The organism is Clostridium sp. JS66 (assembly GCF_033561535.1).
GTDB classification, from domain to species: domain Bacteria; phylum Bacillota; class Clostridia; order Clostridiales; family Clostridiaceae; genus Clostridium_AM; species Clostridium_AM carboxidivorans.
Window position 1 is genome coordinate 2,687,217 of the sequence record NZ_CP131467.1, and the last position, 23,347, is coordinate 2,710,563.

A 23,347-nucleotide genomic window follows, 5' to 3' on the forward strand; every position below is an offset into this window, starting at 1 on the left:
TTTTTGTATATTTAAATATGTAAAAAGCAAAATTAGGAGGTTAAAGTCCTAAATGGACTTTAATGAGTAGTTCACAAGTGGAAGCGAGTAGGATTAACTACTCAGTGTTTGCGACTAAAAGGAGGAACATATATGTTAAAAGAACAGATTTTTGAATTGATGAGGAAGCATCCAGTATTTTTTTTGGCTACTGTAGAGGAAGACCAACCAAGAGTTAGGGGAATGCTGCTTTATAGAGCTGATGAAGATGGAATTATATTTCATACAGCTGTAACAAAGGATGTATATAATCAAGTACTAAAAAATCCAAAGGCTGAATTATGTTTTTGTGAAAATGGAACTCAGATACGTATAAGTGGAAAGTTAGAAATAGTAGATGATAATAATCTTAAAGATGAAATATCAGAACATCCAACTCGTAAATTCTTAAAGCCATGGAGAGAAAGTGGTGACTTGAAGGATTTTTATAATAGCTTTGCAGTATTAAAATTAAGAAATGGTGCAGCTACTATATGGACTATGGAAAAAAACTTTGCACCTAAAGAAATGATTCAACTTTAGAGTTTATGAATGTCGAAGGTTAACTTTTAGTATTTGATTTTAGAAAAATAAATAATGAAAACTAAAATTAATTTAATGTATAAAAGGTCATGTTAAATGAATTAAAATTTAATATGGCTTTTTATATTTAATCAAAATTTATTTTTTATGAATTTCAATGTCATTTTTACTTCACTTTAATACAAATTTAAACAATTTTTAGTAAATTAAATGTAATAAATTATAAGTTTCTGTTATTTATGCTATAATAAAAAGGTAAATTTTATAAAATATTATTTGATATTCAAATTATAGAACAAAATATTTAATACCCCGAGGAGGAATAATATGGAAAACAGTATGATTGACTCTTTAAAAAATGTACTACCAATTTTGGAAGAACTTATTCAAGAAGATGTATCTACATGCATTACTGATAGGGAAAAATGTATCGCAGTATTTATAAATGATAAGGTTCCAGTGGCTTTTAAAGAAGGGGACAGGGTTCCAAAAGATAACCCATTATTTATGGCTATGGAAAAAAATAGAGTATTTTCTGCTGTAGTACCTAAGGAAGCCTTTGGAATTGATTTTAAAGCAATTGCTTATCCAATAAGAGATTCTAATGGAAAAGTAATTGGGGCTGTAGGATTAGCTAAAAGTTTAGATAAACAAGTAAGTATAGAGAATTCAGCTAAAAATTTATTCACTTCTCTTGGACAAACAAGTGAAGCAATTGAAGAAATTGCTGGAGGTTCTCAAAAGCTATCTAATGTTATTAATGATATCTTATCTGCTGCTAATGATACAAATGAGAAGATTAATGAAACAGATTCTATAATTACTTCTATTCAAAGCATAGCTTCACAATCAAATTTATTAGCATTAAATGCTGCAATAGAAGCATCAAGAGCTGGAGATGCAGGCAAAGGCTTTTCTGTTGTAGCTCAGGAAATGAGAAAGCTATCACAAAACAGCAGCGAATCTTCTAAGAAAGTTATGGCTGCCCTTGTTGAAATGAAAAAATCTATTGATGTTATAGTGGGCCAAGTAAACGAAGCTAATGCAGTTGCTGGAAATCATGCTGCAGTTACAGAAGAAATGAATGCCACAATAGATGAAATAACTACAATTTCTAAAACTCTTGTTGATGAAACAAAAAATTTATAATTATAGCAAAAGAATTAATCTTATATTTTACCTATAGGGTTAATTCTTTTGTTTTATTTTCAATCTTTTCATCTAACTCAGTCTTACTTAAAGGTTCTGTAATTACCTTATTTATTAGTTATGTAACTTCATCCTTGGTAAATTCCATCATTTCATTAAAATCGTCATGTTTTGTTAAATCCACTAGTTAAGCTGTCTAAGGTTAGTTTTAGTAATTAGCCAAGTATATAGGCAAAAAGACTTTTCTCAAAACGTTTTGATCTTAAAAAGTTATATAAGTTGAATCATGATTTTTGAATTTTTTAATGGAGTTTGTTTTATCTACATATATATAGCTATTTTCTACTATGATTTTATAATTACTTTGACTATAGAGAAGCTTTTTAGGCATAAAATAAACCTCACTTTTAATTTACTTCAAGGATGTGGAATTTATATTTTTATATTTATTATATCCTAAGGTAAATAAAACTTAAATATAACAATGGAACCTTGTCTGTGAGTACAAATATGTAAACTAATTTTGGTATTTTATACATTATAGCCATAATTTACAGGAACTTTAGTTTTTTTGTAGAAATATTAGGTAGATGGTTTTAATGTAGAAAATGTCTATAATGGGAAGTTAGAAAAACAATACTTACCTTGTGAATTTCAGTAATAACATAATTATGCGAAATATTGAATTTTGTATAAACAATGATTACGTTTGGGGGTAATAAAGTGAATGAAAAAGAACTTAGAGAGTCATTAGGTTTTAAAGACAAAGTTGTTTATCATTATTGTAGTGTCAGAGCATTGTATGGAATATTAAATACTAAATCTTTTTGGTTAACATCATTAGAATCTTCAAATGATTCAATGGAATTAAAAATTGCTAAAAAAACTATAGAACAAGCTATTAAGGAATTAAAGAATGAATATAAAGAAACAGATTATTTGGAAATGTTTAAAAACATTGAGAATGCGCCGAATGACGAAAAGTATGTAAAGGTTAGACCAAAGTATAAATATTATGGGCTTTCATTTGTAGAGAATAGAGATAGTCTTACGCACTGGGAACGATATGCTGATAATTGTAAAGGGGTTTGTATTGGATTAAACATTCCATTGATCGAACACCTATTTTTTAATTACTCACTTCCAAATATTACTGCTAATTGGCTTCAAACGTCAGAAATATTATATTCTTATAAGGAACAGGTTGAGTGTGCTAAAGCATCAATTATGGCAAAAATTCAAGGATTTGAGAAGATGACAGATAACAATTTAACACATGTAGAACATATTTTTTCGTCTATTTATTATTCAACTTTGGCTACGTTAAGACCACGTTTTAAGCATTTGGGGTTTTCTGATGAGAGAGAGCATCGTGTTTATTTAGAAGAAGGTGAAGCGGAAGAAGTATCGCAATATTATAAACGTAATGCAGAATTAGTTGTAGCAACAAGCAAAGAATTATTTTTTAACATTAGTAAAAATACATATGAGTTGGCGAAATTATTACAAGTTTTAAAAACTAATAAAAAGTATGGAGTGTTTGGAGACATTATTAGAAGTTACTATTCAATGAATTTATCTGAAATTTGGAGTGATACATTAATAACTGAAATTATTCTAGGTCCAAAGTGTTTTCAAAATAAAAAGGAATTAAAGAGCTTCCTTAAGTCTTGCGGCTTGTATAAGACAAAGATTGACGTTTCTAAGATTCCATTAAGATAGTATGAGAATTATTTAATGCTACAAATAACATAGATTAGCATACACATTTTAATAGGGTAAAAGTTGAAAGTTTTGTGAAGAGATGTTATTAAAACACGACATTAAATTAAGAACTACCCATTAGGCTAATAATGGGTAGTTCAATGCCTTGAAGGTCCCATTTAATAAAATTTAGCAAGTGACACAATAGTAAGATAATATGAACTAGCCTATATTTTGAACAATATAAATCCGCTTTCATCTCTTGGAAAATGTAAGCGGATTTACTTTGATTATTTTTTAATTTTCAAAATAATATTTATTAACGAAACAATGACACTGCACAATAGACAAGTAGAAGCGCCATAATAGTGTTAAAGACTTTATAATGTTTTACAAGAACTTTCTGAAATACAGAGCCAAACAATGACCAGCAGCAGGTTCCTACAAAGCCAAGGAAAGCAAGAATCACAGAAAAACTTGTAAGCATGAACACAGATTTGTAATATGGTACGATGAATGTTGAAACGGTTGCAAGTCCATAAATAATAACATTCGGATTGACAAACTGCAAAAGTAAGCCGGATAAAAATGTATTTGTACGCTTTTCAGGTTTGTCCTCACTGTTAGGTTTGCTCTTGTAGGTTTGCCATGCAAGCCATAGCATATACGCTGCACCAACATATGACATAATTGATTTGATTGATGGGATAAAGCTGTAAAGCGCTATACTAAAAATACTACTTAAGGAAAATAGAATAAAAACACCAAAGAATATGCCTACATTAAACATTATGCTCTTCTTAAATCCGTATCGGCTTGCATTTGACATTGACATAATAGTATTTGGTCCTGGACTAAAGTTTGCAATAAGGACATAGGATAAAAATGCTGTAAAATTTGGCATGGATATTTACCTCCTAACTATTGTATGGTATAATGCACAAAAAGGATAATATATTATACTGTGCAATATAATGGTACTATTTGTGCAGTATAATGTCAATAGATTGGAGAGGATTTTTTTGGAAAAACTTAATTTTATTATTGCTGAAAACTTAAAAAAGCTTCGTGCAGAAAAGACGCTTAGCCTTGACAATGTCTCAAAGTTGACCGGTGTAAGCAAAAGTATGCTAGGCCAAATTGAACGTTGTGAAGCAAACCCTACTGTGTCAACGGTATGGAAGATTGCAAATGGGCTTAAAATATCATGTACCCAACTTATGAGCATGCCAGAGGCTGACTTTGAAATCGTAGATAAGTGTCAAGTGCAACCACTTGTTGAAGATAACGGCAGGGTTAAGATATTTCCTGTGTTCACCTTTGATAGTGTAAGGCGGTTTGAAATGTATTCTATTGAGATTGACACTAACGGTTATTTATCTTCAGAAATTCACCAACAAGGTACACAGGAATTCATTACTGTATTTTCTGGCAATCTTACTATGAGTATAAATGGTAAGAATTTTGTTGTAACAACAGGTAATTCCATACGATTTAAGGCAGACTGCCCTCATGCTTATCAAAATACCGGAGATGCAATTTGCTCATTAAGTATGGTTATTTACTATCCAATGTAGAAATCAATGATGTAGCTTTAGAGATCATTTTGAACAGATATTTATGGGGATATATTTTGCGATGTTATAATTTATTAAGTGTTGAGGTACTTGGTTTATAGCAAATATATAAAAACTAAAACATAAGCTCAATTGATTCGCATTTTTCATAAATTATGACATAACTCCTGAATGCGTAATGGGATTAAAAGAACCTAATATAGCTCCTAATTATTCATATAATTGGGAGTGCTATTATCATTCTCATAAGGCCAATAACAAGAAGTTAAGGCATATAAATATTTTAGTTGTGTTGTTAATATAAATTAATACTGATCATATAACTTATAGATAAATAGTAATTTTGCAAAGGAAAATACATAGTGACGAAAATGAATGATAATAAATGTGAATTAATACAAAACTTAGATAAGCTGCACACAACCGAGTTGGGAGTTGGACGAATTAAAAACAATCTTTCTTTAGATGTGGATGATGTAGTAAAATGGTGTAGCAGCAAAATATTAAAGTCCAATGCCATAATAGTTAGAAAGGGTAAAAACTGGTATGTAGACATAGATAACTGTGAAATAACATTAATGCATATAGCTATACCATTATTACTGCTCATAAGATAAAAAAATAGATTGAATTTCTCAATTACATAATAAAACAAAAGGCCATTGTTAAATCATTTAAAATTCAACATGGCCTTTTTAATATTTAATCTATGCCATATTTGTTTTCTATGAATTTGAACATTTCAAAACCTAAATGATAAGGATTTATTCTTCCCATGCTTGGGGTAATGACATCATTATGTCTTTTAATAAATTCAATATGATTAGCAATACATATAAAATTTATGTTAATAATTATGTTTATGGAAAAGTATAGTAACTAAGAGTATAATTGTAACTATGCTAATTTTATCCCATGGATTCTGAGTCTAAGAATCACTTGATTAGCTGGTGTAGTTACTTTTGATTTAAAAGTAAAATTATAATTATAGTAAAAATATTGGAGAGAATAAGATGAATATATTGGATATTGAAAACTTGGAAAAAAGCTATAAATTAAGCAAGAAAGATAAGGTTAAAGTTTTAAGTGAAGTTAATTTGAAAGTAAAAGCAGGAGAATTGGTTGCAATTATGGGACCATCTGGTAGTGGAAAAACCACCTTATTAAATATAATAAGTGGAATAGATTGTGCTGATGGGGGAAGAGTTTTATTTAATGGAAATGATCTAATTAATATGAGCAAATCACAATTAGCATTGTTTAGAAGACATAAGATGGGAATGGTTTTTCAAGAATTTAATTTGATTGACAGCTTAAATGTAAAAGAAAATATAATGATGCCAATGATTTTGGACAAAAGGGAAATGGAAGAAATGGAGGCTAAAACTCAAGAACTTACACAGCTGCTTGGAATTTCAGATATATTGAACAAAAATGTATATGAAATTTCTGGAGGACAAAAACAGCGCGCAGCTATATGCAGAGCTCTTGTAAATGAGCCAGATATGATATTTGCAGATGAACCTACAGGAAACTTAGATTCTAAATCAACAAAGGATGTTATGAATTATTTGAGCAAAGTAAATGAAAATTTGGGGACAAGTGTATTGATGGTAACACATGATTCTTTTGCTGCAAGTTATTGCAGCCGAGTAGTTTTATTAAAGGATGGAAAGATCATTTCAGATATATCAAAAAAAGCATCAAGAAAAGAATTTTTTCATGAAATATTAGATGTACTTTCTTTAATTGGTGGTGATTTTGATGAATTTTAATAAGATAGCTTTAAAAATGCTTAAAGTAAACTTTAAACGGTATTTACTGTATTTTATATGTAATACCTTTTCTGTTATCTTGTTTTATTGTTTTGCCGCTTTATTTACAAACAATTCATTCATGAAGAATCCATCAGTAATTGATACAAGTATTTCAAGTAATATTATAGCTCCAAGCCTTCTTGTTTCAATATTTATTGTGTTGTTTGTTCCATATTCTCATAATGCATTTCAAAAACTTCGTAGAAATGATTATGGGATCTTGATGACACTGGGAATGACAGAAAAAGAAGTCTTAATCAATATGTTGTTTGAGAATGGAATAATTGCTTTAATTTCTGTTGCATCTGGATTGTTTATAGGAACGTTTATTTCTATGGCATTTTATGAAATTATCATAAAATTTGTTGGCATTTCAGCTTTAAAATATCAGATGAATATTAAGGCTTATGGGGTTACAATACTTTTTTATGGAGTTGTATTTATAATTACTGTAATAATAAGTATTTTTCAATCATTAAAAATGAAGATTATAGATTTAGTAAAGGAACGATATAAAGCAGATAAAGAGAAAAAAACTCATAAGGCAATATTTTATATTGGTATAGTTATGCTAATCACTGCAGTAATTATTATGATAAGAAACTATAAATCAGGACATTCTACTGATGTGTGGTTTTACAGCATGCTTTTATGCCTTATAGGGACTTATTTCATTATTGGTAATTCGGATATTATTATACTATGGTTAGAAAGAAATAATAAATCATATTATCTGAAAAATAGTTTGTTTTTTTCTGATTTAAAGTATCATTTTCACTCCACTAAGAGGATTTTAACTTCAATGGTATGGTTGTTTGAATTTGCCATATTTTTTGTTGGGCTTTGTATGATAACATATCCTAGTTTTACTAAAAATGCTGTTACATATACTCCATATGAAATGGAGTTTGCTCAAATGGGCAAAATAAATCAAATTTCTGATAAAGCTTTAGAAGAAATATTGAATAGTGGAAGTACAAAAGTAACAGAAGAAAAATCAATGGAATTCTTGAGAAATGGGGCATTTAATATATTGTCGGAATCACAAGTAAATTCTACTTTAAAACGTAATTATAATATAAAGAAGGGTACTTTCATGACAATATTTATGTATGATTTAAAAGATGGTTATGGACATGATTTAAGTGCTCCAGAGAAGATGCTTTTTACATGCAGTGACAAAGAATTAAATCTAAAATCTACAGGAAGCAAAGTAGACATATTGGTTGATAAAAATTATATGGCTGACAGAACAATAATAGTCAATAATGATGATTATGAACAAATTAAAAATACTTCTAGGGATTATCAAATTGTGGTTTCAAAATTATTCAACTTTGAGGATTGGAAAAAATCAGGGGATACAGTGGAAACACTACAGCAGCAATTAAATAAGTTAAACCATGAAGATAGTTCGGAGTTAAAGCGTTATAAAATTAGTTCAAGAATTGAGCAATATAAAACAGCTGAGCAATCATCATTATTTTTGACTGTTACTGTAGCTTTTGTAGTGATTTTGTTTTGGTTTTCAGCAAACATAATACTACATTTAAAATTACAATTAGAATTTGAGGATGAATATAGAAAATATAGAGACTTGTATAAAATGGGGATGCAGGAAGAGGAAGCTAAACATTTGATTTTAAATAAGCATTATTTTATGTTTATGGTTCCTGTATTTATTGGAGCTATCATTGCTATGTTTTATAATTATTCCATTAATACTATTTGTAATTATGGATGGACAGCTGCGAAGTATTGTGGCATAGTTTCAATAATAGTTATCATTATTCAGATTGTATTTGTAAAAATTTATACAAATGTTTATTCAAAAGGATTATTAAATAAGGTATTAAATACACATAGTTAAAGAATTAGTTACTATAGGTTGTTTTATATAATCAAAACAATTAGAAATTCAAGATACTTAATATTAGCTAATCTGAATTTCTAATTGTAAATAATTTAAATTACAAATTAATAAGGTTTTCCTAAATATAAATTTATTTAAGCTGATTCTTTTACATTAGCTCTTAATCTAACAAATAGGTAGAGTGGAATACCACCAAGCATAAGTAAAAATCCCCACATAACAGATTCAGAACCAGTTCCATATATTGTATATAAAGCATAAATAAATGCTAGAAGTGGTACAAGTGAATTTTTGATAAAATTAAATATTGTAATCTTATCACCTTGTTTTCTAGCAATTACAATATCAGCAGCTGCAACAAATACATAAGGTGGTAGTGCTACCATTGTTGCAAGTAACATAACAAATTCATAGGCTGCATTAAGTCCCTTAAAATAATTCATTGAAATTAGTATTAATGAAAATATACTACTGATTATAATAGAAGCAGAAGGTGTATTGTATTTCTTATTTAATCTTGAAAACATTGGAGGAAATAAATTATTTTGTGCAGCTGAAAAAGCTGAACGTGATGCTACTATTATTCCACCATTAGCACATCCAAGTGTAGAAATGACAACACCAGCTGCAATAAACAAACCACCCCAAGTTCCACCTGTCATTTTGTTTAACATATCTGCAATTGGAGCTTTTGATTGTGCAAGTTGATCTTGTGGCAATATACCTGTAGAAAGGATACTGACTAATAAGTAAACAACCACTAAACCTAACGTTCCAAAAATAGTTGCTCTTTTTATATTTTTTTCAGGATCTTTGATTTCACCACCTGCTGTTGTTGCACTTTCTATTCCTGTAAATGACCACATAGTAATTGCTATTGCAGCTGAAAGCGAAGAGAGTCCATTTGAACCATTTTTTTGAACAGATACTTGAGAAACAGTATGAAAGTTCGCAGGATCAAAATGGAAAATTGCAAGTAGTACAAATAATGCTAAAGGTAACAACTTACAAATGGTTGTTATTGTTGATACCATCATGCCTTGTCTTATACCTCTAATATTTATGTAAGTTAGTAAACAAAATATTGTGCATCCAATGACAAATGCCAGTAAATTACTATTTGCAATTACAGGAAAAATTTTGCTCATGTATCTTAAACAAGCAATAATAAGTGCGGCTCCTCCAGTGGATTGTCCAATCCAATAAAACCAAGCTACAATAAAAGCAGCAAATTCACCAAAAGCAACCCGAGTATATTCTACACAACCTCCTGTTTTAGGAATTTTAGCAGCAACGCTAGCAAAACTTAATGCGATCATAATAGCTCCTAGTCCAGTAATAATCCATGCAAGAATTGAAACACCAGGCGATGATGATTTGGCTAAATTTTGCGGAGCCATGAATATTCCTGATCCAATGGTGCTTCCGATTACAAAAAGTATAGCCACTCCAAGACCAACTTCTCTTTTTAATCCATCTTCATTATTTTCTTTTTTCATTTTAAAACCCCCCTATATCGGCTGTATTTATTATTATAGTTGCTTATGGGATTTCACAAATAATTAATTTATGTAACCTTTTAGACATTAAAATTTTAAATTTTCTTCAACTATTAAATAATAAATGTTACCAAATTATATAGCTTCTTATTATAATATACAGCAAAACCCCTGTAATTGGGAAGGGTTACACAGATTGTAATTTTTTCATTAAATTAAATGCATTTAATAGTCAATAGAAGCCTGCTGAAAGCTTCTGTTTGATAAGCTGAAGCGTATAGTATATACTTAGTAATATACAAATAGTAGGAGGTGGATTTTAATGGAGCCTTTATTTAAAAATGAGAAAGTATCCTATGAAAAATATTTAGAGCTTAAAGAAAAAAGTGATAAATTACTAGAATATATAGATGGTATAGTATATATGTCACCATCACCATCTACTAAACATCAAAGAATATCAAGCAAGTTACATGCTAAATTGTATAATTTACTTGAAGTAAAAGATTGCGAAGTATTTCATGCTCCATTTGACATATTATTAAAAAATGATGAGATTGAAGGGGAAAAATTAGTAATACCTGATTTATCAGTAATATGTGATAAAAGTGGATTTACGGATAATAAATATATAGGAGTACCAAGCCTCATAATAGAGATATTAAGTCCATCAAATCAATCTCATGATTTAGTTACAAAATTGAATTTGTATATGAAATATAGGGTAAAGGAGTATTGGATAGTAAATCCTATATTAAATACTGTAATGCTGTATACATTGAATGCAGATAATATGTATGAGCAAAGTATAGTTAAAACTGAAACTGGAATTGTAAAATCAAAAATTTTCGAGAGCTTTGAAGTAGATATAGAAGAATTATTTAAATGATTTTATAATGTAAAGAAGGCTCAAGTCTCACTAAATATGATACTTGAGCTTGTAAATTTACTCAACTTTCGTACATATAAATAAAAAAGTATTAATTTGGTTGGTGATAAGAATGCAAAAGAAGATTTTGATTATAGAAGATGACTTGGAAATTTGTAGTTTACTTAAGGAATTTTTGGAGGAAAGTGGATATGATATAAAAGTATCTCATACTGGAATAGATGGCATGAGGGAACTAAGGACTTTAAATTATAATTTAGTTCTTTTAGATTTAATGCTGCCATTTAAAAGTGGGGATGAAATATTAAGAGAACTTCATTCTTTTTCAGATATTCCTGTAATAATATTATCTGCTAAAGATATGGTACATACAAAGGTAGATTTATTACGTTTAGGTGCAGATGATTATGTGACCAAGCCCTTTGATTTAAACGAAGTACTGGCAAGGATAGAAAGCAATTTAAGACGCTGTAAGTCAGATACATCAAGTACAATTGAAAAAGAGCCAATTTTAACTTATAAAGACATTACTTTAAATGAAGAAGAAAAAAAGTAGTAGTAAATGGAAATACATTAGTGCTCATATCAAAGGAATATGGTATTTTGTTGTTATTATTAAGTCATCCGCAAAAAGTTTTTTCAAAGGCTAATTTATTTCAAAGCATTTGTAAAGAGGAATATTTTAGTGAGGATAATACGTTAAATGTTCATATAAGCAATATTAGAAATAAACTTAAAAGTGCAAATCCTAATGAAGAATATATAGAAACAATTTGGGGAATGGGCTATAAGTTACATGAATAAATTATATACTAATATAAATAAGCAGGAACAACACCTGCTTATTTCTTATGTTGAAAATTATTTAAGGTTTTCTTTAGAATTGATTTAAGTTTTTCTTTATACAAAATTTTTAAAATGAAAATATAGAAAAGCAAAGGAGATGTAATTATGACTTACGTTTTAGAAACTAAAAACTTAACAAAAAAATATAAAAATACACAAGCATTGGATGGTATAAATATAAAGCTTGTAAAAGGAAATACTTATGGTTTTGTTGGACAAAATGGAGCAGGAAAAACTACTTTAATAAGGCTTATTACTGGCTTATCTTTTCCTACCTCTGGTGAGTTATATTTATTTGGACAAACTGGAGAAAAGCAGCTTCAACAGCAAAGAAAGCGTATAGGCTGTATGGTTGAAACTCCAGCTTTATATCCTAATATGACAGCTTATCAGAATTTAGAAATTCAGCGTATTCAAAGAGGTATTCCTGATAAAAAGGTTATTCATGATACATTAGAATTAGTTGGATTAAAGGATACAGGAAAAAAGAAGGTAAAGGACTTTTCGATGGGAATGAGGCAGCGTTTAGGAATTGCTATTGCTTTAATTAACGATCCTGAGTTTTTAATTTTGGATGAACCTGTAAATGGACTTGATCCTATTGGAATTGTGGAAATAAGAGAACTTATAAAAAGATTAAATAAGGAAAAGGGAATGACTATTCTAATTTCCAGCCATATCTTGGAGGAACTTTATCAAACTGTTGATCATTATATTATCATTTCTCATGGTGTGATTTTAGAAAATTTAACTCAAGCAGAACTAAATGAGAAATGTAAAAAGCATATTTCAATTAAAGTAGATGATGTATCAGCAGCAGCAACTATTTTGGAAGAACAGCTTCATACAATGAACTATCAAATTATGCCAGATAAATCAATTCGCTTATATGATTATTTAGAAGACATTAAATCTGTTTCAACAGCATTATCAAGAAATAATTTAATAATAACTGGAATTTCTCTAGATGGAGATAATCTTGAAGATTACTTTATTCGTAGGATTGGAGGTAATAAATGTGGTTAATCTTTTGCGCATAGAGGTTTATAAATTATTTCAAAGCAAGAGTTTTTGGATAATATTTTTCATAAGTACATTCATTGGAGTCACTATACCTTTAGATGGTTATGGTTACACTACACAATATGAAAATGTTGGTGCCAGCTTTTATAATACATGCTTACTTATGATATTTCCTATATTACTTGGAGCATTATCTTTTGGAAATGATTTTATTGACAGAACTATAAATAATGCAGTTTGTGCAGGACACAGTAGAGCAAAAATATTTATTTGTAAGGTTTTAGCTTATCTTATTGGAGTGAATATTGTTCTTTTGTCAAGACCAATTATTAGCATAATTGCTAATAATGTATCTTACAGATATACTTCTTATAATCTGGTAATTAGTGGAAACATTTTAGTAAAAACTTTTTTAGTAATCTCTTTACTAGGAATGGCTATATCAAGTGTAAGTTTATTTATTACTTTTATATTTAAAGACATTGGAAAATCTGTTGGATTTTCTACTGGAGTATATTTGATGAGTGTTGTTCTTTTAAATTCAACACGTGATATAATGGACAATTCTTTTAAAGTATTACCATTAGCACAAATGCGTCTTATTTTATATAGACCAATAGTACCAAATCAATTTGGAAAAGCAGCATTAATTGGATTTATTACAATAGTACTTTTTTTAACAGCTTCATATTTATGTTTTAAAAAGTCAGAACTGCATTAAAAGGAAGTGTATAAAATGAAAAAATTATTAAAAAGGGAAATGTATGAACTTACACACGATTATATTTGTCTATTAACTATTGGAATGAATTTCATTCTTGGAATTTTTATGGCAAGCGGTTATTTGGAGAATGATTATTTTAATTTACCTTTAGGTGGATATCAAGTATTTATTGCAATGCTGCATGATTCTATAGGGTTTATTATATTAACTAGTGCTTTTATAGCATTGTTAATGGGAAAAAGTTTTTCAAATAGAATAATAGCATTAAAAATAATGTCTGGAAATAGTAGAAGTAATGTTTTTTTATGCAAGGTATTTTCAATATTTACTGTTTCAACTATAGCTATGCTTATTTTTCCTATTATGGGAGGCATAGTTATCACATTAAGGTATGGATGGAATGCACCAATATTACAATCAATAGTTGCTTTATTTAAAATATTAGTTTGTACTGCATTACTAGACTTTGTTATTTTTTCAGTTATAATATTCTTTGGAGTAATATTTAGGGATACAGTAAGAACAGTTTCAGCATCAGTTATTACAATATTTTTTAATGCATTGTATTTGTCATACGCCAGTGATTTAAAAGTACCAATATCTATGCATCCAATGCGTTTATTAAGAACTGTTTTAACTAATAATTCCTGGTATCAATTTGTAATGTTTTCTCTATATTCAATAGTATTATTAAGTGTTATATTATTAGTAAGCTATAATATATTTCGTAAATGTGAATTAAAATAAGTTTATTATATGAGGATGATCATAATGGCTACTATACTAATATTAAGTCTTTCTGTTATTTTATTAATTTCTTATGTATTTCATTTAAAGGCTCAGATAAGAAGTATAGGAAAACAGTTAGAAAATATTCTGGAAGGTAAAACAGAAAAGAAAATAGACATATCTCTGCTGGATAGGGATATAGAATATCTTGCAGGTAATATTAATAGAAATATCAATTTTCAAAAGCAGCTGAGGATAGAGGTTCTAAGGGATGAACAAAAGCTTAAGGATTCCATTGCAAATATATCCCATGATTTAAGAACACCCCTTACTTCTATAATGGGTTATCTTCAATTATTAGAAAAAAGTGAGCTATCAGAAAAGCAAAGAGAAAAAATAAATATTTTAAAAAAGAAATCAGAAACATTGCAAAATCTTGTTACTAGTTTTTTTGAGATAACAGTTATTGAAAATAATAATATACATATAAACTTAGAAAAAGTTAATTTGAATAATTTTCTTTCAGATGCTTTGCTGCAGAATATTGTTTCCTTTAAAGAAGCAGGGATTGAGCCGATTTTTGACTTGCCAAATACTACGATTTTTATTGAAGCAGATAAAATGGTTTTACAACGGATTGTTCAAAATTTAATATCTAATATATTAAAATATGGCTCAAGCTATGTTAAAATTTCACTTACAGGAAAAGAAAATGTTGAACTTAGCTTTGCAAATAAGGTTAAAGACCCCGAAAAAATAGATGTAAACCTATTATTTGAAAAATTTTATATAGCTGACAGGTCAAGAAGTTCAGGTAGTACAGGTTTAGGTCTTTCTATTGTGAAATTACTTGCTGAAAAGATAAATGCTAAAGCTTATGCAGAAATTGAAGAAGACATTTTAACATTGAAAATTGTATTTTAATATCTAACTTATTTATCAAGGAGAATATATGAAAACATATAGTGTACTAAATAATGTAATATTTTTAGATATAGAAACTGCACATGGGGATGATAAAGTTATAAGAATTTGTGCTGTTAAAATAAAAAATAATGAGATTTCAAGGTTTTCAAGCTTGATTAATCCTGATAAATTAGTGGAATTAAGTACTTCTCAGCTTTTAAGAGGAATTACACAAAAGGAACTGGATAGTTCGTGTAACCTTAAAGAAGTACTTAATAAACTACAAACTTTTATTGAAGAAATTCCATTGGTTTGTTTTGATGGAACTTTTAAAAAAAAGCTTTTTAATATACATAATGAATTTTTAGATATAATAGAACTCCTTGCAATTCTTTTTCCAGAGCTTAGGTCCTTTGAACTTCAATTTTTACTAAAGAAGTTTATTCCTGATTATAGGGAAGATACTTATACAGAATTCAGTTATGTAGAAGACATAATACTTATGGTTAATTATGCTATAAGTCGTTTTTATTATGAAAATGCTTATTCACTGCCTATGAGTATTACAGAACTGGAAAAGTGGAATTGGTATAAGCATATTACAAAGGTAAATATGGAGGATGTAAAATGCTTTATAGAGAATAAAGCTGTTGAATTTGAAGAGAAAGCTAATGAACCATATCCTGTTTTTGCACTGAAGGATTATGAAAAACTTTTTGAACATAAAGAAATATGGAGAAGAAATGGGAGAAGTTATACCCTAAGGCCACAACAGAGGGATGCATCAAAATTTATAAGAGAAGGATTGGAAAAAGGTAAAATTACCATAATGGAAGCACCAACTGGACTTGGAAAAAGTATGGCGTATTTACTTCCAGCAGCTATATATACGCATCTCAAGCAGCAGAAGGTTATTGTATCTACTAATACAAAGGGGCTGCAAAATCAACTGGTTGATAAGGATATTCCTAATCTTTTAGAAGCATTAAATTTAAAAAGAGATGTAAGCTATACTCTGATAAAAGGGAAAAGCAATTACCTCTGTTTTGACAGGTTTGGTGATATAGAATATCCTGTGGATATGAAAACTCTCATTGGATATGTCTATTTGAAAAGACTAATGCTGGAAAAGGGTATTGGAGAAATAGAGGAAATAAGTCCTATTGTAATGGAAAAGTTTAATTTAGATTTTTTGATAAATCAGTGTAATTGTGATTCGGAACTTTGTGATGTGGGAGCTTGTAGATATAAAGATCGATGTTATTATGCAGCAAAGGTTGAAGCACTTAAGGAAGCTCAACTTATTGTGGTAAATCATTCTTTATTGTTAAAGTGGCCGTATAAAAGCATAGTTCCTCTTGAAAATATTGTGGTAGATGAAGCACACAATCTCACTCAGGAAGCTTATGATGCTTTTGAAAATGCTTTGGTTTCTTATGAGTTTGAAAAGTATCTTAAGGAAATATATAATAGCCCGGAAAAAAGCGGATATCTGTATTATTTATCAAGGAGAGCCAAAAAGGATACTTTGCCTTTAAGTGAAGTAGAATCCTGCATAGAGCAGTGCATAAGACAAATGGCAAATATTAAAGCTGCCTTTGAAAATTATATAACTCAAAGTGGAATAAGCAAGGATTATAATATAAAAGATCATTTAAATAAAAACAATGATAAAATGTCATTTATAATAAGATATTTAGAATATCTTAAAGAAGATTTAAGCAGCTTGAACATAAGCTTGGAGAAGGCAGTTTCTGTTTTAAAGGATATATCTACTCTTCAAAAAGATAAAAGACTTAAAATATTAATGGAAAAAGTAGAAGGAATAAATAGTTACAGTAGACTTTTAGAAGCTGTGATAAATCAAAGTGAAGAAGGATATTGTTTTTATTTTGAAGTAGATAAATTTTTTAAATGGTGGAAAATATCCAGTATTCCTTTAGATGTATCTGGTGCTTTTTATGAAAAAGTTCTAAGCAGTGTTAAGAGTTGTCTTTTTATATCTGCAACCTTAAGCACAGATAGTGGTTATAATAGTTTGAGAAATACTTTAGGAATAAACATTGCAAAGTCCCAAAATAAAGAAATAGTAGAGGTTCCGCCTATAAAGCCTGTGTTTGATTATAAAGGTAAAAGTGTAATATATGCTATGGAGAATATTGATCCTAACGATATAGGTGCTTTTTCAGAAGAAATGAAAAAATTTGTTATAAAGCTTTTACATAATGTTGAAGGAAATATTATTATTCTATTTACCAGTAGAAAAAGGCTTTATGCTTTTAAAGAAGAAGCTTCAGAAAGTTTAAGAGCTTTAGGAATAAAGGTCGTATATGGTAAAAAGGACATAGAAAAATTGAAATCTAGGGATGAAAGATATATTCTACTAGGGTCAAAGGGATATTTTGAAGGAATAGATATTCCAGGAGATGCCATGACTACAGTGATTTTAGATAAAGTGCCTAATATCAATAGTAAGGAACCTTTTTATAAATCCTTAATAGAAAATCAAGTTGAAAGAGGAAAAAACTATTGGCAGGCTTATGCAAAGGTTAATTTTCCAATTGTGTCCATAGACTTAAAGCAGATTTATGGAAGAATTATAAGAACTGAATATGATTATGGTGACTTATTTATTATGAGCAAGTTTGATAGTGTTAATCCTACAGTAAAAAAGCTTGAAGGTCAGCTTCATGATGTTCCTATTATAAGAAAAAATGAAAATGAAATTTTTAGAGATTTAAATATTAGGGTGGCAAGGTGGAAGCAAATAAATCTTTATAAGATAATGAAGGAAGTTAAGCCTTCTTTGAAAAAAGCTATTTTGGAGAAAAAAATGGCTAAAAACAATATGTCATTAAAGCAAATTGAGAAGATTATAAATGAATTTATGTCTTTAGAGTATAGAAAAAGAAATTTGAAATATGACGTAAATATTTACTTAGTTAATGGATTGAACATTTATATTGATGGTAAAGTGCTAAAGTTAAATAGAATCAATAGAGAAAAAATAACTGAATATTTTAATGATATTATAAAAGTTTAAGGAGAAGGAAAAGTTAACCTTCTCTTTTTTATTTAGTGGAATTTAAAACTTTAGTATGTATAAGTATGTATATCAATTATAAAAATGGAAATACTTTCTTGACAAGTTTGGATTACAATAGTAATATTAAATCGTTAATTACGATTGTAATCTAAACTAAAAATAATTAAAAAATAAATAGTTCATGGGGTAAAGTATGTTAGAAAGTATTAAAAAACTTAGTTTTAAAAAGAAGATACTTTTTTTATTGTCATTATAATAGGAGTATTTTTAATATTTGCTTTCAATTTTCCACTAGGCCAATATACTAATTATAAGGTGAATGGAAATAGTGGAATAGCTAGGGTACCTAAGGTTTCATGTTATGAAAGAGGAAAGCTTAAAAATCTTCCTAAATATGATGAAAACTCAGAAAAAGGTTGGCAGGTAGATTTAAGAAGTTATGACTTATCAGAACTTAATGTTAAGGATAATTTAAAAGATTTAATGCATGCAGATTTTGATAATAAGACAAAATGGCCTTCTGATATGCCAAAAGGGTTTGATGCTCAAGCAATTATGGAAATGGGAAAGAATCCAGGGTTAAATATAAGAAAGCTCCATGAAAAAGGAATTACTGGAAAAGGGGTAAGTATAGCTATTATTGATCAAACTCTTTTAACTGATCATGAAGAATATAAAGACAGATTAAAGTTTTATGAAGAAATTCATAATCCTAAAGAAGATGATGCACAGATGCATGGACCAGCAGTTGCTTCAATTGCAGTAGGGAAGAATGTGGGAGTTGCACCAGAGGCAGATTTATACTACATTGCTGAAACTCATGGAAAATTTACTTTAAGCAGCATGTTAGGTAAATTTCCTTTCGATTTTAAATATTTAGCCCAATCTATAGATAGAGTTATAGAAATAAACAAAACCCTGCCTAAAGAAAAAAAGATAAGAGTTATTTCTATGTCAGTAGGCTGGAGTGAAAATCAGAAAGGCTATAAAGAGGTAGATGAAGCAGTAAAAAGAGCTAAAGATGAAGGAATATTAGTGGTTTCTACAAGCTTTGACAAGTATTATGGAGTAGATTTTTGGGGGCTTGGAAGGGAAAATATGAAAAATCCAGATGACTTTAAAAGTTATGAACCAGGAATGTTCTGGGAAAGCATGTTTTTTAAAGATAATAAAAGATTTGATATAGAAAAGAATTTTATGGTACCAATGGATAGCAGGTGTACTGCATCTCCTACTGGAAAATCAGATTATGTATTTTACAAACAGGGTGGACTTAGTTGGGCAGTTCCTTATGTGGCAGGTTTATATACTTTATGTTGTCAGGTAAATCCAAATATAACTCCAGAAAAGTTTTTGAAAGCAGTAATGGATACAGGGGATGTAATTCAAATTGATAAACAGGGTAAAGAATATAAATTAGGTAAAATAGTAAATCCAGAAAAGCTTGTGGAAAAGGTGTCTTTACAAAAATAAAATCAATCATTATATTAAACGCTTATAGAAAAGCTTTGATCTATTGGTATTTAATATGGTTATGGAAAAATTATTATTGTAATGATAAAATTCAACTGAGGACATAAAGTAAGGAGTTGATCTGGTTGATTAAAGAAGAAATGACACCAAAAGAAAGAGTACAAGCTTTTTCTAAAGGAGAAGAAATTGATAGAATAGTATGCGTTCCTGATATGGGAGTTACCATGACACCTTTTATTGGAGTTAAATCTAGTGAATATTACCATTCACCACAACTTATGTCAGATTTAGAAATAGCTCTATTTAAAAGACTTCGCCACGATGGTGCAAGTATATCTACTAGTCTTAGAGGGGTTGCTGAAGCTATGGGTGCAAAAATAGGATATCCTGATCATGGCATATCTTATCTAATAGAGCCAGCAATTAAATCTGTAGAAGAAATAGAATCTCTTAAAATTATTGATCCTTTAAAAGATGGCAATTTGCCAGTTTTAATTGAAGCTATAAAACTCACTAAAAATGCACTTTTTGATGAAGTAGATGTTGGGGCTGCTATGTCAGGACCTTTTAGTGTTGCGGCTTCAGTAGTTGGAACAGAAAATCTATTAAAATGGATAATTAAGTGTCCTGAAAAGGTTCATACTTTAATGGATATAATAGCAGAATGTAATAATAGATATATAGATGAAGTGTCTAAGTTAGGTGTATCTATTGGATTTGCAGATCCAGTTTCATCTACTAGTCTTATAAGTCCAAAACAATTCAGAGAGTTTTCATTACCTGCTCTTAAGAAAAATATTAATAGAATAAAAGAAAAAACAGGAAGTTCTCCTGCAATACATATTTGTGGCAAAAGTAAGGGTATCTGGGAAGATGTTGTAAATGCAGGTATTTCTAATTTTAGTATTGATAACTATGAAGATTTAGAAGAAGCTAAAAAAATCATGGGAGATAGAGTGGTTATTACTGGAAATGTTCCACCAGTGGAGGTTATGTATGAAGGAACAAAAGAAGATATTTTTAACTCAGTTAAAGAATGTATCAGAAAAGGACATGATTCTAAAAAAGGTTACATTTTGAGCACAGGCTGCCAAATTCCAATGAATACGCCAATAGAAAAGGTTGAAATGTTTATGGAAGCTGGAAAAACCTATGGAAAATATCCTTTAAAATTATAAATTAAGATAAGTAATTGAGAGAAGGAAAAACTAAAAAGTAACCTTCTCTTCTTTTATTATGATTTCAGTTCTATAAGGTGAGACCAATATCTTTTAGGCATATAGTGGCTGCGTAGTTTTAGATTTTCACGTTCTTTTATATTAACAGAGTTATAAAAAGTTTTCCAAAGAGCTTCAAATTCTCCATCTGGTGAAGAGAAAATTTTAGAATCTTCTCTTTCAAACTCAGTTATAAGTGCTTTTTCTTTATTATATATAATTGCCAAGTTTCTTTTTAAATCATGAATTATAAAGTTTTGGTCAGAAAATCTTGTTGTAAAATGATTAAGTATTAAGGGTAAAATATTGTGATCAGGTTCTATGGAAGCATAAAAGCTTAAGGGTGCTATTTCTTTAAATCTTACAAATCCAGTGAACATATGAGCTTCATGAGTAACTTTTTTAGTATATTTATCAACTAAAATTATAATGTCATTATTTTTAGCCAAGTTAATATTTGTACCATATTTATAACAAAGCTTAAGATATTTTAAAGCAGTAGAGCTAGAATCTGGAATTCCGCAAAGATATAAGTAGTATACATTTGTTAAAATTTCAGTATTCAGTTTCTCTACAATACTTTTATAAACTCTATTGAACTTATCATATTCAGTGGTAATATTTAAAACCTCATTGAGAAATGAGGCGGTATATTCACTTGATTTTGTTATAACACAATCTTCTTTGCAGCTGTAAGCATAAAAAATGGCAGTAAGCAAACCTTCAAAAGTGTTATCATATATGTATTCTTTCACACTAAAACCTCCTATAGTTCACCAGTAATTGAAGTGGATTTATCGTTTAATAAAAGCAATTTATTATTATTTGAAATACCTTTAGGAGCAATTAAATTACTTATATTGTTGTCAAAAAAGCTTAGTTGATGAGCACCTTTATCTATTGAATTCAAATCAAATTTGGGAGTAAGAGCTTTTCTAATGCGCATATCATCAAAGGATACAGAACCATAATATTTACCTTTGCAGGTAATGAAATATTGAGCTCTTTTCATAACTATACCGAGCTTTTTTAGATCATGAAAATCTAATGAGCTAATTTTACGAGCACTTATTATTTTATATGCACCACGTACTCCAATACCAGGTATTCTTATAAGAGTATTGTAAGGAGCTTTATTTATTTCAACAGGAAATAGGTGAATATTATTTAAAGCATAGGTTGTTTTTGGATCAAGGTTAATGTCAAAGTTGGGGTTTTTTTCGTTTAGTAATTCCTTTGCTTTAAAGCCATAAACTCTTAACAGCCAATCACCTTGATATAGTCTATGTTCTCTAAGAGTAGGTGGAGTCTTAATGTGAGGAAGATTTCTGCTATTATTAACAGGAACATATGCTGAATAATAAACTCTTCTTAAATCAAATTTATTATATAGGTTTTCCGTTAGATTTAGTATATTTAAATCACTTTCTTTTGTGGCTCCAACAATAAGCTGAGTACTTTGACCACCAGGCACAAATATAGGTGATTTTTTGTATTTTCTGCGTTCATATTTATTTACAATAATATTATTTTTAATATCACCCATAGGCTTTAAAATATCATCTTTATTTTTTTCAGGAGCTAATAATTTAAGTGATTTTGATGAAGGCAATTCTATATTTACACTCATTCTGTCCACAAGTGAGCCAGCCTTTTTTATAAGTTCTTCGTCAGCTCCAGGAATTGCTTTTAGATGAATATAACCCCTAAAGTTATGTTCATTTCTCAATTTATCAACAACTATTGTAAGGAGTTCCATAGTGAAATTAGCATTTTTTATAATTGAAGAGCTTAAGAATAAGCCTTCTATATAATTACGTCTGTAAAAATTCATTGTTAAATTTACAACTTCGTCAGCAGTAAAGGAAGCTCTCTCAATATCATTAGACCTTCTATTGATACAATAAGAACAATCATATATGCAATAATTTGTTAAAAGTATTTTTAGAAGGGATATACATCGTCCATCTGGAGTAAAGCTGTGGCATATACCACTTCTATTTACAGAACCAACGTTACCTTTCTTTGAACTTCTATTTGAGCCAGAAGATGAACAAGACACATCATATTTAGCTGCAGAAGATAAGATTCTTAACTTTTCATCTATTTCCATACTTCATCACCAATCTTTGTATTTTTATGAATTTATTATAACTCATTTTCCATCAGAGAACAAGTGTTCGCAATAAAATGGTTTAGAAAAAGGTATATATGATGAATTTGTATAATAAAAAAATATTGACATTTGTTTAAAAAGTGGTATTATATTTTTAATAGTATAAATTAAATAAGAAAATGAATTTTTAATAATAAT

19 protein-coding genes and 2 pseudogenes are annotated in these 23,347 nt (G+C 29.0%); 16 read left to right on the forward strand and 5 right to left on the reverse strand.

The window, feature by feature from the left end; all coding sequences use genetic code 11:
* The first annotated feature begins 132 nt into the window (after window positions 1-132).
* The 3 genes from Q6H37_RS12565 to Q6H37_RS12575 all read left to right on the forward strand — a co-directional run bounded on the left by Q6H37_RS12565 (window position 133) and on the right by Q6H37_RS12575 (window position 3,432).
* A complete protein-coding gene (locus tag Q6H37_RS12565; RefSeq protein WP_318742262.1) occupies window positions 133-561 on the forward strand; it encodes a pyridoxamine 5'-phosphate oxidase family protein in 429 nt (142 codons plus the stop codon).
* A 327-nt stretch (window positions 562-888) separates the two neighbouring features.
* Window positions 889-1,710: a methyl-accepting chemotaxis protein gene (locus Q6H37_RS12570; protein WP_318742263.1), complete on the forward strand. Its 822-nt coding sequence runs from the start codon at window positions 889-891 to the stop codon at window positions 1,708-1,710.
* Window positions 1,711-2,433: 723 nt separating this feature from the next.
* On the forward strand, window positions 2,434-3,432 hold the full coding sequence (locus tag Q6H37_RS12575) for a DUF2971 domain-containing protein (RefSeq protein WP_318742264.1): 999 nt from the start codon (window positions 2,434-2,436) through the stop codon (window positions 3,430-3,432).
* Window positions 3,433-3,733: 301 nt separating this feature from the next.
* Here the strand turns inward: Q6H37_RS12575 and Q6H37_RS12580 are convergent, their stop codons facing one another.
* Window positions 3,734-4,318, reverse strand: a complete 585-nt coding sequence (locus Q6H37_RS12580; RefSeq protein WP_007059683.1) for a LysE family transporter — start codon at window positions 4,316-4,318, stop codon at window positions 3,734-3,736.
* 118 nt (window positions 4,319-4,436) lie between these two features.
* Between Q6H37_RS12580 and Q6H37_RS12585 the strand changes: the two genes are divergently transcribed.
* Window positions 4,437-4,991, forward strand: coding sequence for a helix-turn-helix domain-containing protein (locus tag Q6H37_RS12585; protein ID WP_318742265.1), 555 nt, complete (start codon window positions 4,437-4,439; stop codon window positions 4,989-4,991).
* Between the two features lie 371 nt (window positions 4,992-5,362).
* Window positions 5,363-5,616 (forward strand): annotated as a pseudogene (locus tag Q6H37_RS12590) (DUF3781 domain-containing protein).
* 77 nt (window positions 5,617-5,693) lie between these two features.
* Here the strand turns inward: Q6H37_RS12590 and Q6H37_RS12595 are convergent.
* On the reverse strand, window positions 5,694-5,855 hold the full coding sequence (locus Q6H37_RS12595) for a SpoVR family protein (RefSeq protein ID WP_318743009.1): 162 nt from the start codon (window positions 5,853-5,855) through the stop codon (window positions 5,694-5,696).
* 149 nt (window positions 5,856-6,004) lie between these two features.
* On the opposite strand from Q6H37_RS12595, the gene Q6H37_RS12600 reads away from it, so the two are divergent.
* Window positions 6,005-6,766 carry an ABC transporter ATP-binding protein gene (locus Q6H37_RS12600; RefSeq protein WP_318742266.1) on the forward strand — a complete coding sequence of 254 codons (762 nt, stop codon included), beginning with the start codon at window positions 6,005-6,007 and terminating at the stop codon, window positions 6,764-6,766.
* A complete protein-coding gene (locus Q6H37_RS12605; protein WP_318742267.1) occupies window positions 6,756-8,678 on the forward strand; it encodes an ABC transporter permease in 1,923 nt (640 codons plus the stop codon). Before Q6H37_RS12600 ends, Q6H37_RS12605 begins: the two co-directional genes overlap by 11 nt.
* Window positions 8,679-8,815: 137 nt before the next feature.
* On the opposite strand, the gene Q6H37_RS12610 is transcribed toward Q6H37_RS12605, so the two are convergent.
* Complete coding sequence (locus Q6H37_RS12610) at window positions 8,816-10,180, reverse strand: APC family permease (protein ID WP_318742268.1); 1,365 nt, start codon at window positions 10,178-10,180, stop codon at window positions 8,816-8,818.
* Window positions 10,181-10,502: 322 nt separating this feature from the next.
* Here Q6H37_RS12610 and Q6H37_RS12615 point away from each other — a divergent pair, with 322 nt between their 5' ends.
* The 9 genes and pseudogenes from Q6H37_RS12615 to Q6H37_RS12655 all read left to right on the forward strand — a co-directional run bounded on the left by Q6H37_RS12615 (window position 10,503) and on the right by Q6H37_RS12655 (window position 20,994).
* Window positions 10,503-11,069 carry a Uma2 family endonuclease gene (locus tag Q6H37_RS12615; protein ID WP_318742269.1) on the forward strand — a complete coding sequence of 189 codons (567 nt, stop codon included), beginning with the start codon at window positions 10,503-10,505 and terminating at the stop codon, window positions 11,067-11,069.
* A gap of 112 nt (window positions 11,070-11,181) precedes the next feature.
* A pseudogene (locus tag Q6H37_RS12620) lies at window positions 11,182-11,873 on the forward strand (response regulator transcription factor).
* Between the two features lie 147 nt (window positions 11,874-12,020).
* Complete coding sequence (locus Q6H37_RS12625; RefSeq protein ID WP_318742270.1) at window positions 12,021-12,941, forward strand: ABC transporter ATP-binding protein; 921 nt, start codon at window positions 12,021-12,023, stop codon at window positions 12,939-12,941.
* On the forward strand, window positions 12,934-13,659 hold the full coding sequence (locus Q6H37_RS12630) for an ABC transporter permease (RefSeq protein ID WP_318742271.1): 726 nt from the start codon (window positions 12,934-12,936) through the stop codon (window positions 13,657-13,659). The genes Q6H37_RS12625 and Q6H37_RS12630 overlap by 8 nt, the downstream gene beginning before the upstream one ends.
* Window positions 13,660-13,674: 15 nt before the next feature.
* Window positions 13,675-14,409, forward strand: coding sequence for an ABC transporter permease (locus Q6H37_RS12635; RefSeq protein ID WP_318742272.1), 735 nt, complete (start codon window positions 13,675-13,677; stop codon window positions 14,407-14,409).
* 24 nt (window positions 14,410-14,433) lie between these two features.
* Window positions 14,434-15,315 (forward strand): sensor histidine kinase, encoded by an 882-nt coding sequence (locus Q6H37_RS12640; RefSeq protein ID WP_318742273.1) that lies wholly within the window; start codon window positions 14,434-14,436, stop codon window positions 15,313-15,315.
* A 28-nt stretch (window positions 15,316-15,343) separates the two neighbouring features.
* Window positions 15,344-18,340: a helicase C-terminal domain-containing protein gene (locus tag Q6H37_RS12645; RefSeq protein WP_318742274.1), complete on the forward strand. Its 2,997-nt coding sequence runs from the start codon at window positions 15,344-15,346 to the stop codon at window positions 18,338-18,340.
* Between the two features lie 318 nt (window positions 18,341-18,658).
* The gene (locus Q6H37_RS12650) at window positions 18,659-19,816 is read left to right on the forward strand and encodes a S8/S53 family peptidase (protein WP_318742275.1); all 1,158 of its coding nucleotides are present in this window, start codon (window positions 18,659-18,661) and stop codon (window positions 19,814-19,816) included.
* A 125-nt stretch (window positions 19,817-19,941) separates the two neighbouring features.
* A complete protein-coding gene (locus Q6H37_RS12655) occupies window positions 19,942-20,994 on the forward strand; it encodes a uroporphyrinogen decarboxylase family protein (RefSeq protein ID WP_318742276.1) in 1,053 nt (350 codons plus the stop codon).
* Window positions 20,995-21,050: 56 nt separating this feature from the next.
* Here the strand turns inward: Q6H37_RS12655 and Q6H37_RS12660 are convergent, their stop codons facing one another.
* Both Q6H37_RS12660 and Q6H37_RS12665 read right to left on the reverse strand, forming a co-directional pair.
* Window positions 21,051-21,788, reverse strand: coding sequence for a TIGR03915 family putative DNA repair protein (locus Q6H37_RS12660; protein WP_318742277.1), 738 nt, complete (start codon window positions 21,786-21,788; stop codon window positions 21,051-21,053).
* 11 nt (window positions 21,789-21,799) lie between these two features.
* Window positions 21,800-23,146: a putative DNA modification/repair radical SAM protein gene (locus Q6H37_RS12665; protein ID WP_318742278.1), complete on the reverse strand. Its 1,347-nt coding sequence runs from the start codon at window positions 23,144-23,146 to the stop codon at window positions 21,800-21,802.
* Between the last annotated feature and the right edge of the window lie 201 nt (window positions 23,147-23,347).